14 protein-coding genes are annotated in these 13,902 nt (G+C 35.3%); 9 read left to right on the forward strand and 5 right to left on the reverse strand.

The features are described 5' to 3' along the window. Positions 1 to 250: 250 nt before the first annotated feature. From LF886_RS16470 to dnaA, 3 genes are all read right to left on the reverse strand, one after another. Entirely contained in the window at positions 251 to 949 is a 699-nt protein-coding gene (locus tag LF886_RS16470) for an SAM-dependent methyltransferase (protein ID WP_236850664.1), read from the reverse strand. Between the two features lie 31 nt (positions 950 to 980). Then, positions 981 to 1,445 carry a low molecular weight protein-tyrosine-phosphatase gene (locus LF886_RS16475; protein ID WP_236850665.1) on the reverse strand — a complete coding sequence of 155 codons (465 nt, stop codon included), beginning with the start codon at positions 1,443 to 1,445 and terminating at the stop codon, positions 981 to 983. Positions 1,446 to 1,544: 99 nt separating this feature from the next. Further along, positions 1,545 to 2,999, reverse strand: coding sequence for a chromosomal replication initiator protein DnaA (dnaA, locus tag LF886_RS16480; RefSeq protein ID WP_109738306.1), 1,455 nt, complete (start codon positions 2,997 to 2,999; stop codon positions 1,545 to 1,547). A 135-nt stretch (positions 3,000 to 3,134) separates the two neighbouring features. On the opposite strand from dnaA, the gene LF886_RS16485 reads away from it, so the two are divergent. The 6 genes from LF886_RS16485 (at position 3,135) to LF886_RS16510 (ending at position 8,653) form a co-directional block, all read left to right on the forward strand. Further along, positions 3,135 to 3,545 (forward strand): acyl-CoA thioesterase, encoded by a 411-nt coding sequence (locus tag LF886_RS16485; RefSeq protein WP_124536446.1) that lies wholly within the window; start codon positions 3,135 to 3,137, stop codon positions 3,543 to 3,545. Between the two features lie 291 nt (positions 3,546 to 3,836). Further along, positions 3,837 to 4,685, forward strand: coding sequence for a prephenate dehydratase (gene pheA, locus LF886_RS16490; RefSeq protein ID WP_236850667.1), 849 nt, complete (start codon positions 3,837 to 3,839; stop codon positions 4,683 to 4,685). 363 nt (positions 4,686 to 5,048) lie between these two features. Beyond that, positions 5,049 to 5,759 carry a hypothetical protein gene (locus LF886_RS16495; RefSeq protein ID WP_236850668.1) on the forward strand — a complete coding sequence of 237 codons (711 nt, stop codon included), beginning with the start codon at positions 5,049 to 5,051 and terminating at the stop codon, positions 5,757 to 5,759. 109 nt (positions 5,760 to 5,868) lie between these two features. Continuing rightward, positions 5,869 to 7,719, forward strand: a complete 1,851-nt coding sequence (locus LF886_RS16500; protein WP_236850670.1) for a DUF2339 domain-containing protein — start codon at positions 5,869 to 5,871, stop codon at positions 7,717 to 7,719. An 8-nt stretch (positions 7,720 to 7,727) separates the two neighbouring features. Continuing rightward, the gene (locus tag LF886_RS16505; protein WP_236854325.1) at positions 7,728 to 8,102 is read left to right on the forward strand and encodes a DUF2339 domain-containing protein; all 375 of its coding nucleotides are present in this window, start codon (positions 7,728 to 7,730) and stop codon (positions 8,100 to 8,102) included. A gap of 113 nt (positions 8,103 to 8,215) precedes the next feature. Beyond that, a complete protein-coding gene (locus LF886_RS16510) occupies positions 8,216 to 8,653 on the forward strand; it encodes a hypothetical protein (protein ID WP_103234259.1) in 438 nt (145 codons plus the stop codon). 49 nt (positions 8,654 to 8,702) lie between these two features. Here LF886_RS16510 and LF886_RS16515 read toward each other — a convergent pair whose 3' ends face one another. Then, entirely contained in the window at positions 8,703 to 9,980 is a 1,278-nt protein-coding gene (locus LF886_RS16515) for a replication-associated recombination protein A (protein WP_109738140.1), read from the reverse strand. 102 nt (positions 9,981 to 10,082) lie between these two features. On the opposite strand from LF886_RS16515, the gene yidD reads away from it, so the two are divergent. Both yidD and lgt read left to right on the forward strand, forming a co-directional pair. Continuing rightward, positions 10,083 to 10,334, forward strand: a complete 252-nt coding sequence (gene yidD / locus LF886_RS16520) for a membrane protein insertion efficiency factor YidD (RefSeq protein ID WP_047423501.1) — start codon at positions 10,083 to 10,085, stop codon at positions 10,332 to 10,334. A gap of 504 nt (positions 10,335 to 10,838) precedes the next feature. Next, positions 10,839 to 11,627, forward strand: coding sequence for a prolipoprotein diacylglyceryl transferase (gene lgt, locus LF886_RS16525; protein ID WP_236854326.1), 789 nt, complete (start codon positions 10,839 to 10,841; stop codon positions 11,625 to 11,627). 118 nt (positions 11,628 to 11,745) lie between these two features. Here lgt and LF886_RS16530 read toward each other — a convergent pair whose 3' ends face one another. Beyond that, the gene (locus LF886_RS16530; protein ID WP_236850671.1) at positions 11,746 to 13,263 is read right to left on the reverse strand and encodes an NAD(P)H-hydrate dehydratase; all 1,518 of its coding nucleotides are present in this window, start codon (positions 13,261 to 13,263) and stop codon (positions 11,746 to 11,748) included. Positions 13,264 to 13,507: 244 nt separating this feature from the next. Between LF886_RS16530 and mscL the strand changes: the two genes are divergently transcribed. Then, positions 13,508 to 13,885: a large conductance mechanosensitive channel protein MscL gene (gene mscL, locus LF886_RS16535; RefSeq protein WP_124536264.1), complete on the forward strand. Its 378-nt coding sequence runs from the start codon at positions 13,508 to 13,510 to the stop codon at positions 13,883 to 13,885. Positions 13,886 to 13,902: the final 17 nt, after the last annotated feature.

Raw genomic sequence — 13,902 nt, forward strand, 5'->3', positions numbered from 1 at the left:
TTTTAAAACATAAAAATATGAAAAATAAGACAAATTAATCACATATTATTGAAATAAATTAAGTTTGAATCAAGATTAAAAAGCAGAAAGAGAGAAGATGAAACTGGAAAACAATGTTAGTTCCATGATTTCTAAGGAATTAATAAAACTCTTATAAATAAAAAAAAGCTGGGAGATTGATCCGATGACCAATTCCCAGCTTATAAGTATAAAATATTCCTATTAATTTATGAACTATAAGGAGTTTTGTCTATTTTCCCAGCACAAATACGGCAGGAATTTTATGAAGTTCCGGCTTTTGCTTTTGCCAGTCTTTTATTGATTTTGTCTTAATGAATTCATGTTCAGGGTCGTTGATATTAGCAGCGATACACAGCTTTGTATTCGGTGATAAAAACTTGCACAAATCTTCAAAAAGAGGGTTGTTTCTATACGGTGTTTCCATGAAAATCTGCGAATAGCCTGTTTTCTGAACAAGACTTTCGAGATTCATGATCTGTTTCTTTTTATCTCCTTTCTCAATCGGAAGATAACCATTGAAGGTAAATTCCTGCCCGTTGAATCCACTGGAAATCAACGCAAGAATAATAGATGAAGGCCCTGAGATCGGAATCACCCTGATGTTTTTCTCATGACACCATTTTACAATAAGATTTCCCGGGTCTGCAATACAAGGCAGCCCAGCCTCAGATAACAATCCGAAGTCCTGCCCTTTCAGCATCAGTTCCTGAGCTTCTTTGATATCTGCATTTTCTGTGTATTTATCCAATAAGAAAAGCTTCAGATCTGTCTGTTTCTTTTCCGGAGCAAAAAATTTCACAACCTTTCTCGCCGTCTTTTCATTTTCTACGAAGAAATAATCCGTTTGCATGATATAATCCTTCAAAATAGGTGAAAAGTGGTCAATAGGAGTGTTTTCTGATAAATAAACAGGGAGTAAAAAAAGCATAGGGGATTAATTAAAAATTATAGATTATGAATTATAAATTATGAGTGGGCTGGATCAGATGAGTGGCAATTTTATCACACCCTTCATCCAATAACTGAAAAACATGTTCAAAGTCTTTCATATCACCCCAGTATGGGTCCGGCACTTCTGTATTATCATATTCACCGGCAGCCTCTAAAAATAAAGAAACCTTCAGTTGTTCTTCCTTATTTTCTGCTCTGGAAGCCACTTCACGATATACCGAAGCATCCATACAATAAATCTTATCAAAGGTTTTAAAATCGGCTTTGGTAATAGGCCTTGACCTTTGTTGTGATATATCAACATGATGGTTTGCAGCAGTTTTAACAGCTCTTTTGTCGGGATGTTCTCCTTCATGCAATGAAATGGTTCCGGCCGAGTCTACCACAAAATCTTCCGGTACCTTTGTTTTCATAATACCTTCTGCCAAAGGACTTCTGCATATATTCCCCAGACAAACCATTAATATTTTCATATGCTAATTATTTAAAAAGAGTCTTTGTGACGACAAAACTAAATAAAAAATGAAGAATAAAACTATTCTTCATTTTAATTTATTTCAGTTCAACACTGTTTATTGTTTGATTCTTTCTGTAAGGTCTTTTACGTACTTCTTGATTTCTTTATCAATTTTCGATACGTCTTTGATGGTATCACAAGCATACATTACTGTCGAGTGGTCTTTACCTCCCATTTCCTCACCGATTTTACTAAATGTAGAATTGGTTAATTCTTTAGAGAAGTACATGGCAAGCTGTCTTGGTAATGCAATCTCTCTTTTTCTGGTTTTTGAAAGTAATTGTTCTTTTTTGATTCCAAAATAATCACATACCACTTCCTGAATGTAAGGAATATTGATGATTTTTTTCTGATTGGCAGCAATTCTGTTGATAGTCTCTTTCAACAATTCAAGACTCAGGTCTCTCTTATATACTGTAGAGTAAGCGATCACAGAGTTGATAACCCCGATAAGTTCTCTTACATTGGTTTTCGTTTCAACAGCAAGGAAGTCCAGCATATCTCCCGGAAGAACGATTCCGTCTCTGCTTAATTTATCTTCAATGATTTGTCTTCTTGTAGATAGATCCGGAGATTTGATTTCTGCAGAAAGTCCCCATTTGAAACGGGAAACAATTCTGTCCTGAATATCCATAATATCTGCAGGCGCTTTATCAGAAGTAAGGATAATCTGCTTTCCGTTCTGATGCAGGTGATCAAAAATATGGAAGAAGCTATCCTGTGTTGCTGATTTTCCTGATAAGAACTGGATATCATCAATGATCAGTACATCTACCATTTGGTAGAAGTTAGCAAACTCAGTCTGCTTGTGTGCTTTGGCAGCAGAGATAAACTGCTGAATAAACTTTTCAGAAGACAGATAAAGAACTACTTTGTCTGGAAACTGATTTTTTACTTCAAGACCTACAGCCTGTCCTAAATGGGTTTTTCCAACTCCGTACCCTCCATATAAGAATAACGGGTTGAAAGCTGTTGCACCAGGTCTTTTTGCGATAGATCTGGCTACAGTGGCTGCGAATTTATTGCTTTCTCCTTCTACATAACTATCAAATGAATAGTCTGGTTTCAGATTAGAATCTATATTTACTTTTCTTATTCCAGGAACCACAAAAGGATTTACAATATTTGCTGAGAAACCTTGTGGCATTGTTTCCTGAGTTTTTGGAGTGGGAACACTTTGTCCCTTGATGTTCATGGTAACCGGTTTTTCTTCACCTTTTGGTCTGTTTTCCATCACAGAATACCATAGTTTCACTCCTTTTCCTATATTTTTCTTCAGGGCAGCAGAAAGCAAGGATAAGTAATTGTCCTCTATATATTCCTTGTAAAAATCACTCGGTACGATAAGTGTAAGATTGTTAGCTACTAATGAAAGTGGCTGAATCTTATCAAATAACATATCGAAAGATTTTTCAAGTTTTTTCAGGTCAGAATTGTCTTCAGCTGCGTTCAGGTTATCACGCATAAACTGAAGGCATTTCTGCCATATCATCATTAAATTGTCATCCATTTTTATGCCCCGATTATTCTTTGTTTGTACTGTGTTTAGAAGGAAGACAAAGGTCCAATTTTTTCTTTTCAAAAAAAAATATTGCAGCTATTGATTATTTAAAAATATATTTGTATGTATAATTTAGCACCTAAAATGATACACACAACACACTCAATACGAGTACGTTACGCAGAGACAGATCCGATGAAATATGTATACTATGGCAACTACGCAGAGTATCTCGAAGTGGGAAGAGTTGAGCTCTTCAGAAGCATAGGAATTTCATACGATGAAATTGAAAACCAAGGAATTTGGCTTCCGGTTTCGGAATATAAAATTAAATATATCCGACCCGCTTTGTATGATCAAAAATTAGAAATTCATACTTATGTCAAAAAAATTCCGGGAGTGAGGATTGATTTTGAATATGAAATTTACAATGAAGAGCATATTAAAATAACAGAAGCTTCCACTACTCTATTCTTTCTGGATGCAAAAACGAATAAGGTCATCAAGTGTCCGGATTTTTTGATGGAAATGATTGAGAAGAATTGGAAGGTGTAGGTGGCTGATAGTAGATGTTAGGTTGCAGGTTGTAGGTTGCAGGGAAAATACTCAGTCTAATATTAATGGAGAACTGTTGATGTCAACGGTAAATTTTTGAATGGAGAGATAAGATTCAAGAACCAATAAGCAATACTAGAGATTCAGGAAGTAACCACCCAATCTGCAACAAAAAGATAGCTGCCAATACCTTTAAATTTTAAATCTAAAACATTGAACATTGAGTTCCATTTATGAATTAATTCGCACCTTTGTACCTTTATTTTAATCATCCCTATATATATTAATATTATGAAGATTGCATTTTTGGGACCCCACGCCAGTTTTACCCAGCTTGCCGCGGCACAGCTTTTCCCTGATAACGAGCTTTTACCACAAGCCAGTATTCTGGATTGTTTTAATGCTGTTGAAAATGGAGAAGCAGTAAAAGCGGTTGTGCCTTTGGAAAACTCTATTGAGGGAACCGTTTCGATGACGCTGGACTATTTGTATAAGACCCCGTCTATTAAGATTGAAGCTGAAGCAGTAATGCCCATTGCACACCACCTGATGATTCATCCGGAAAATTCTATTGAGAATATTGAAAGAATATATTCACATCCACAAGCTCTTGCACAAAGCTTTCATTTTCTGGATACTCATTATAAAGAGATTCCAAAGCAGGACTTTTCCTCTACAGCCGCTGCTGCAAAATTTGTTTCAGAGAACAAGGATACCACAATTGTAGCAGTAGCCAACCAGTTTGCAGCCAATTTATATGGATTGAAAATCATCAACCGCAATATCCAGGATTTTGAACAGAACCACACCCGGTTTATCATTATCTCTAAGCAGCAGAACAAATATCAAAATGATAATCTGGAAACTTTAGGGGAAAAATCAGGGATGCTGATCACTCTTCCTGAAGATCATCCCGGTGGATTACATCAGGTTTTATCTGTTTTCGCATGGAGAAAGATGAACCTCAGCAAAATTGAATCCAGAACATTAAAAACAGGACTGGGCAATTATTTCTTTTTTATCAATGTCGCAGGCCCATGGAAAGAAGTCCTACATGGCAATGCGCTTAAAGAGCTAGAATCGATCCATGCCAATGTTGATTTTCTTGGAAACTACAAAGAATTCCTCTTAGAAAGCTAAAAAAAAGCAATACATCTATTAAAACACTGCCCCCAAGGCAGTGTTTTTTTTATTATAAAACCTGCTAATACTTATAAAAAAGCAATTTTTTCATTGCAAACATTCTGCTTGTTTAATTCATTCTCAGTAAAAAAATAACCCACCATTAAGGGAGAATTATTTTTCATTAAAACCCTTATAAACAGACAATTAATTTAAAAACAATTATAATAACTCGTAATTATATTATGAAGTAAAATCGTTTAAAATACAAACATATGTTTAAATATATTACAACATATTAATATTAAAAATAAAATATTCACAATGTAGAGTATAATTTTTATTGTATATTTGCTAAGCAACTAATTAAAAATCTTGATCATGAAAACTAAACTCTACAGCTTAATATTGGCATGCGCAACCGTACCTTTATTTTCACAAGTTGGTATTAACACAAATACTCCAACAGCAACTCTAGATGTGAATGGAAATCTAAGAGTACGTATCACTCCTACCGCAACCACAGTTACGGGATATCAGGTTTTGGCTCAGGACAACTCAACTACTGAAGTTTTCGCAATGGATCCGGCATTATTAATAGCAGCTTCAGGAACTAACACTACCGTATATACTGCAAAAAAAACTACAGGCATTAGCCTTCTTTCTGTAGGTATATTGGGAGATTTCAAACCTGTTAACTTTCTAGCAGCCGAAAGAACCATAGGTAGTGCAGCTTTATTCAATGATACCACTTCATCTTATATAATACCATCAGACGGAGTATATGCTGTATCCTATTCATTCCGTTTTGGAACAGGACTACAAGCTTCTTTATTAAGTGGCGGTACTGGTATTGGAATCACCAGAACAAGAGGTGCCGGAGCCGGAGTTACTACATTAATAGACTCCCGTCTTTTCAGTGGTGTCAATCTTCTAGTGGCTAGTTTAACTATCTCGGACAGTTATATTAATGCACTCTATTCTTTTCAGGCAGGTGATAGAGTAAACTTTGGATTTATTGATCCAGGTATTAGCTTATCGCTATTATCAACAAGTACTACATCTTTCTCCATTTACAAAATATCCAACTAGTAAAACATATTGTTAGTTATCTATACCGTTAACCCATCACTGATATTGTGATGGGTTAATTTTTCAATAGCTTCTCAAACATTTCTTTATATTTGATAAAAACTATGAAATGAATGAATTTGTTGCTGTCATCCTAATCGTTATTATTTTCATCATTTTCAATAACCTGAATACTAAAATCAGAAAACTTGAAAAGGAAATCTCAGACCTTACTTATAAAATCAATAAGGTTCCGGCTCCGTCTGAAGTGATTCATAAAAAAACTTCAACAGAAGAACCTATTATTCCACAGCAAGTACAAGCTCAGCAAGTCTATCATGAAGATGTAAAGCATAGTGAAGAACATCAAGAAGTACAAACACCTGTTCAAAAAGACTGGCTGACCCCTGTTTTTGATTTTTTGAAACAAAACATCCTTACCATTGTTGGTATTTTTACTCTTGTTCTTGGTATTGGCTATTTTGTAAAGTATGCTATTGATAAAAACTGGATCGGAGAAACAGCAAGAGCAGGAATTGGATTTTGTATGGGAGCTGGCATTGTCCTTATTGGTCATTTCCTCAGAAAAAATTATACTGCATTCGCATCTATTATAACAGGAGGAGGAATTGCCGTTTTATATTTTACCGCTACTATTGCTTTCCGTGAATACCATCTCTTCACCCAAAATACCGCTTTTTTCATCACAGCACTGATTACTGCAGTATCTATTCTTCTATCCTACTATTATAAGAGTGAAGTATTGATTATTTTTTCATTAATAGGCGGCTTCACTGCTCCTTTGATGATCAGTACCGGACACAGCAATTATCTTTTCCTTTTCATCTACATCAGTTTACTGAATATAGGAATGCTTGCCGCAACATTGCTGCAACACTGGAAAAGCATTGGATGGACAGCTTATCTATTCACTACCCTTTATCTTTTGTACTGGACTGCTGATCACCCCGAACTTTTGAGTATTGTCTTCTATATCATTAGCTATATCATCTTCTATGTTTTTGCCTTATATGAGTACTTTAGGAAAAATACGCTTTCCGTTTCGAGTATTCTCATGCTTGCTTTGATTAATTTCTCAAGCATTATTGGCCTCGTTTATACATTTAATGAATTAAAATATGAACCTGCAACCCTCTTCCCAATAACTTTTGCAGCGATCAACGCTATTCTTTTCTTCAGGGAATATGGCCGAAAAAATCATGGTTCCGCTTATTCTGTATTTGCAGGAATAACAATAAGTTTAATTACTACAGCTGTTGCTATACAGTTCAAAACCCATCTCATCACAAGCGTGTGGGCAGTAGAAACAGCTTTACTTCTTTTTATCTGGAAAAAAACAGATCAACGAATTTTCAAAATCTGTTTTTACGTTCTTTTCCCGCTAGTTATTATTGCGCAGATGATTACCTGGGCTGAATATTCTGACACAAAGAATCTTGGCATTATTTTCAATCCTGTATTTTTGACCAGCCTGGTTACTATTGCTTCAACAGTCATCAATCTATTGATATTAAAAAACACTCAGAAAGAAAAAGAGGAGAATACAGGCAATTTCCTGGAAGACCTTATTACCGTGATCAGCTACGGGGTTATTTACACCGCTCTTCTTCTGGAAATCGTTTATCACATCTCCGATATGCCATGGGCAGCTATTATCAACGTAGGATTGTTATACAGTATCTTCTATATCTTTGTTCTGCTGCTTTTCAGAAAGAATTTAAAGATCAATAACGGTTTTCAAAATGTATTGATTTACCTGTTTCTTTTTTTATTGATTCTGAATATCTCTTTTTCAACATCTTCCGTAGTGACCGCTGTTTTATCAAAAAACTACAGCTTGGTTTCTATCTGCTTCATCTTCTTCAGTGGATTCCTTTTATATATGCATCTGTTAGGATTATCCCTTTTTCAGAATTTCACGAACGCAAAATATCTTATTGGGTTCTTTCATTTGCATTAATCATTTCTATAAGCTGTGAGCTTCATCACTCCTATGTTTTAACTATTTCCAATGATATTCAACATTCCTATAAAGTAAGTGAACACTTTAATATTCTTTATTTACCCATCATATGGACAATTCTTGCCAGTATTTTTATTTATATTGGTTTAAAGAAGAACATTCAGGAATACAATAAGATTGGTTTTTCCCTTGTAGGCCTTATGGTGGTAAAGCTTTATGGTTATGACGTATGGCAAATGGACAATATCTCAAGAATAAGTGCCTTCATCATTCTTGGAATTATCTTATTAATAAGTTCTTTCGCTTTCCAGCGTTTGAAAAACATCATCAAAAATATGGTTGATAAAAAAGATAAAAGCGAAGAAATCACTGATTTATAATGAGTATAAATGTTTTTATCTCTAAATAAAGTTTAAAACAATTCAAGATTTTATTCACATTTTATAAAAAATAACTATATTTATCACGTTTTTAACAGTTACATATTCTGATTATGAAAAAATTACTCTATTCTTTTTTAATACTATCTTCTGCCACTTTATTTGCACAGCAAAAAAATCCTGCTGTAAAGTTTGCAGTTGCTGACAATGCTATTGGAACAGTAGAACTGTTCAATGCAAGAAAAAATGTATTGCAGGTTTCTAAAGTATACAATACTCCGGCAAGCCTTCCCCAAAGTTTAAAAAAATACAGTTCTGTTTTTACAAAAGGGGTGACTGAATACAAATTCAAAAACGGAGAAAATATATTTGACAGAATGCCATTATCTGACATCAACGTACAATATAATGTTGCAGCAGATACTCCTGTATTTATTGAAGGATATGAATTTACGGATACAAGCACTGTGATTTATCCTGAAATCAAGAAAAGAGCAGAAACAAAAGATCACAACGGTAAGAAAACGTTATTTATTTACACTACCGAATAATTGAATACTATAAAAAAGGATCCTGTTTTGCAGCATCCTTTTTTTATTTCTAATATTTATTGTTCCATTTTTTCTTGAGCTCTTCGTAAATTTTCTTTTCCGTGGAATTATTACCCGGCTCATACAGTTTTATATTTTTGATTTCCTCAGGAAGAAAGTCCTGGTCTACAAAATTTCCTTCATAAGAATGGGCATACTTATATTCTTTCCCGTAATCAAGGTCTTTCATCAGCTTTGTAGGAGCATTTCTCAGATGAAGCGGAACAGGCAGATTTCCGGTCTGCTTCACCAAAGCCAGTGCTTCGTTAATCGCCATATAAGCTGAATTGCTTTTTGGAGAAACTGCCAGATATATAGCCGTTTCACTTAAAATAATTCTTGCTTCAGGATTCCCGATCACATTCACAGCCTGGAAACAATTATTAGCAATCACCAATGCATTCGGATTAGCAAGTCCGATATCTTCAGACGCCAGAATAAGCATCCTTCGGGCAATAAATTTAATATCCTCTCCCCCGGCAATCATCCTCGCCAGCCAATACACAGCTCCGTTAGGATCACTTCCCCTCATCGATTTGATAAAGGCTGAAATAATATCATAATGCTGCTCCCCGTTTTTATCATAAAGAGCCATTGTTTCCTGAAGGACTTCAAGAACATCGGAATTGATAATTTCTGTCGTTGTTGAATTTCTATACTGATTCAAAACCAACTCTACGGAATTGATCAGTTTTCTGGCATCACCGCCCGAATATTGAATGAAAGCTTCTTTTTCAAGGATTTTAAAGTCGGTTCCTTCCTCTTTATTGTATCTTTCGGAAGCGATATCAATCAATTCTTCCAGCTTTTCATAGCTTAAAGCTTTTAAAATATACACCTGGCTTCTTGAAAGCAATGCCGAAACTACTTCAAAACTTGGATTTTCTGTGGTGGCTCCTATCAAAACAATCCAGCCTTTTTCTACCGCGTGCAGCAGTGAATCCTGTTGAGACTTGTTGAACCTGTGAATCTCATCAATAAATAAGATGGGGGATTTCCCAGAAAACAAATTCTGTTTCTTCGCATCTTCAATCACATCCCGTACATCTTTCACCCCGGAAGAAACTGCAGAAAGCTTATAGAATTTTCTTCCCGACTGCTCCGAAATAATCTCCGCCAATGTTGTTTTTCCGGTGCCGGGAGGGCCCCAAAGGATCAGCGAATTCAGGGCATTATTTTCAATCATCTTCCTGATCGTTCCTCTATCTCCGGTAAGGTGCTCCTGCCCCAATACATCGTTCAGGGTTTTGGGTCTTAATTTTTCAGCTAATGGAATATTTTGATTCAAAGTAATTCTATTTTTTCAGATCAATGTTCCGGATTTCAGATCTCCGAAACTTATAACAAATTTAAACTAATTTTCATTTTTTTACCCTATTTTTGCATTGTTTTGAAACTTACATTCAATAAAATCATTACATTTCCGCTGGTAATTTTGATCAAATTTTACCAATGGTTCATCTCGCCCTTACTTCCCAAAAACTGCCGTTACGAACCCACCTGTTCTCATTATATGATCGAGTCACTTCGTGTTCATGGGATTTTTAAAGGTTTCTGGCTGGGATTTAAAAGAATTTTAAGATGTCATCCATGGGGAGGCAGCGGTTACGATCCCGTTCCACCCAAACATAAATGTCAATAATCAAACTATTAAATCAATAGAAAAATGAATACTATTTTTTTCAGAATTTATCTTGTGCTATTTGCGTTCATGACGCAGCTTCTCTTTGCACAGGAATACCCTGGAGGTTTATCTGACGGAACTTTAGATATCAACGGAAACAATGTTCCTGTAAAAATCTATTCAACCACTGAGTTGGGAGATCTGAGTACTTTTCCAGACAGAGAAACAGATAAAAGTCCATCTCTTGTTGTCATACTTAATGAATCCAATTTTGAACCTACTAATTATGGTATTTCAACATTGGCAAGATTCAAAGATTCAAAATACCAGTTTTTTGATAAAAACTTTAAGCTGATTGATACATCCGCTACTCCTGAAAATATTACAACATTCAAATATGCGGTGAAAACAGTGAAGCCAATCGCTGACTCTGATAAGGTAGAGCTTGAAACTCCGTTTAAAATATGGGACCCTTCAAAAGGCATTCATATCGGATCATTTACGCTTCATTTTTATAGCCTGATGTTTGTATTTGCTTTTGGTTTTGGATATGTTTTAATGACCAGAATCTTTAAGATTGATAATATAAACCAAAAATATCTGGAACCTCTTTTCACATTTACATTGATAGGAACGATCCTGGGAGCAAGATTAGGGCATGTTATATTTTACCAGCCTGAATTATTCAAAGAAGATTTCTGGAGTGTATTTTTACCGATCAGTACAAAAAACGGGTTGAAATTTACAGGATTTTCAGGATTAGCAAGTCACGGAGCTACCATCGCACTTATCCTTACGACTCTTTATTATTCATATAAGATCATCAAGAAAAATCCTCTCTGGGTTTATGACAGATTGGGAATTGTAGTGTCATTGGGAGGTGCATTTGTAAGAATGGGGAACTTTTTCAATTCTGAAATTGTTGGAAAACCGGCAGATCCAAATTCTCCGTTTGCTTTACTTTTCCCACAGCAAAGCAGTGAATATGGTCTTACCGTACCACGTTATCCAAGCCAGTTATTTGAAGCTGTAGGGTATGTTCTGCTGTTCATTTTATTATGGATTTTATACAGAAAAACAGATAAAAAATATCAGCAAGGCTGGTTATTCGGCCTGTTCTTTATCATTCTTTGGGCTATCAGATTCTTTGTTGAGTTCCTTAAAGAACCGCAAGGAGATGAGTTTATCCAGATAGGTGGTTTGAACACAGGTCAGGTTCTTTCTATTCCTTTTATGATTGCAGGAGTTGTGATTATGATTATTTCTAAAAAATTCAAGATTACTCAGGCAGAAAACGAAAAACCTGAATAAATTTCGGTAAAAGAACGAAACCGCTAAAAAGCTAAAGAGGCAGATTTGTAGAATTACAAATCTGCCTCTTTTATTTTATAGATATTAAAAAACCATTTTACCCATGGTCTTTTCCTGATTATAAATTCCTCACCGCCCTCCTGTTCAGTTCATCAAAAACATTCCCGAATTCATCAATAACATCAGTAGGAAGCATCGATTCTTTTGAATCTTTTTCTGAAGCAAGATCAGCAGCTCTTCCATGCAGCCACACTCCCAAAATACAGGTATGCTCTTCGGAGTATCCTTGTGCTAACAGCGAAGTCAGGATTCCGGTAAGAATATCTCCGCTGCCTCCTTTTGCAAGGCCCGCATTTCCGGTTATATTGTAAAATACATTTCCTTCCGGAGTAATAATTTGAGTGTGGTGATCTTTCAGGACAATAAAAACACTATGTTCTTTGGCTTTTTCTTTGGCGAGTTCAAGCCTTTTAAAAGAGTTTTCTGTACTGCCAAAAAGCCTTTCAAACTCTTTTGGATGAGGGGTAATACTTGATTTTTTGGGGATTAATTTCAGGTTTTTCGGATTTTCAGCAATGATATTCAAAGCATCGGCATCCAGAATCAAAGGCTGGGTATATTTTTTCAGGAAATTCAAAAAGTTTTTCCCGGTATCTGAATCGGTTCCCAAGCCAGGCCCTATTCCGCAAGTAAAATCTTTATCAATTTCGAAATTTGTTACAAACTTCTCTCCTCCTTCTATGAACATCGCTTCAGGACATGAAGTCTGCAGTATTTCATATCCACATTCCGGAGCTAAGGTAAAGGTAAGTCCTGCTCCCGTTTTTAAAGCTGATTTTGTAGCCAATACCGCTGCTCCTATTTTCCCATAACTTCCTCCTATGATTGCAGCTTTGCCATAGGTTCCTTTATGAGAAAATTCTTGTCTGGGGATAAATATCGGTTCTATCAATTGATCATCGATTACAAAATATTCAGCATCGACTGTATCAGCATATGCTTTACTCAAATCAATATCCAATACTTCTACTTTTCCTGTATATTTACCCGTTTCAGGATGAAGAAAAGTTCTTTTCCAGCATTGAAAAGTCAGTGTATAATCAGCTTTCAGAATAACAGCATCATTATCAAACATTTCATCTGCAGACAGCCCGGAAGGCACATCAATGGAAATCTTAATATTCTTCTTTTGATTCAGTTTTTCAACCAGCATTTTATGGTCTCCTTCCAACGGTCGAGACAATCCAGTCCCAAAAAGGGCATCTATAATGATGGTTTTATCATCGAAATTATATGGCTCATTATGATCAAATTTTCTGACCGAAATTCCTGATATATCCCGAAGTCTTTTCAGATTGACAGAAGCATCTTCTGAAAATTTCCTTTTGGAATCACTTATAAATAGATCCACATCAAAACCTTTCAGATAAAGCATTCTAGCCACCGCCAGTCCATCACCTCCATTGTTTCCGTTACCACAAAATATGGCCAGTTTTTTATGATTTTTACAGTGTTCAGAAATCCAGTGGGCAACAGTCATCGAAGCTCTTTCCATCAATTGAATGGAAGAAATGGGCTCATGAGAAATGGTAAACTGATCCCAACTGCGTATTTGTTCTGCGGTGAAAATTTTCATAAGTAAACTAAACTTTTAAGCAAATTACAAAAGATTTTTCATTATGATATCACGTCGTTAATAAAAATAAGGAGGTATCATGAATGAGATAAAAGATCTCTATAAAGCCAAAATATTCATTAAAACAGGTTATAAAATTTCAATAGAAAATTCAATATTTTGGGAATAAAAAACTATAAAAAGTAGTGTTTTTTACATTTTTTAATTATATTTTTGTGTATATACTAATTAAAAAATATAAATTATGGGATTTGTTAAAGAATTTAAAGAGTTTGCCTTTAAAGGAAATGTTCTCGATCTTGCTGTCGGTGTGATCATTGGTGCTGCATTTGGAAAAATTGTTTCGTCTTTAGTAGAAGATGTAATCACTCCTCTGATATTAAATCCGGCATTGAAAGCAGCGGGAGCAGAAAACATTGCAAAACTTACGTGGAATGGTGTTGCTTATGGAAATTTCCTTTCAGCAGTAATCAGTTTCTTATGTATTGCTGTAGTTCTTTTCTGGATCATCAAGCTAGCTAATAAAGTTAACAAAAAAGAAGCCCCAGCTCCTGCAGGACCTACAGATGATCAAAAATTACTGACAGAGATCAGAGATTTATTGAAAAGCAAAAATATATAATCTGTACATAACAGCTT

The organism is Chryseobacterium sp. MEBOG07, assembly GCF_021869745.1.
Lineage (GTDB): Bacteria > Bacteroidota > Bacteroidia > Flavobacteriales > Weeksellaceae > Chryseobacterium > Chryseobacterium viscerum.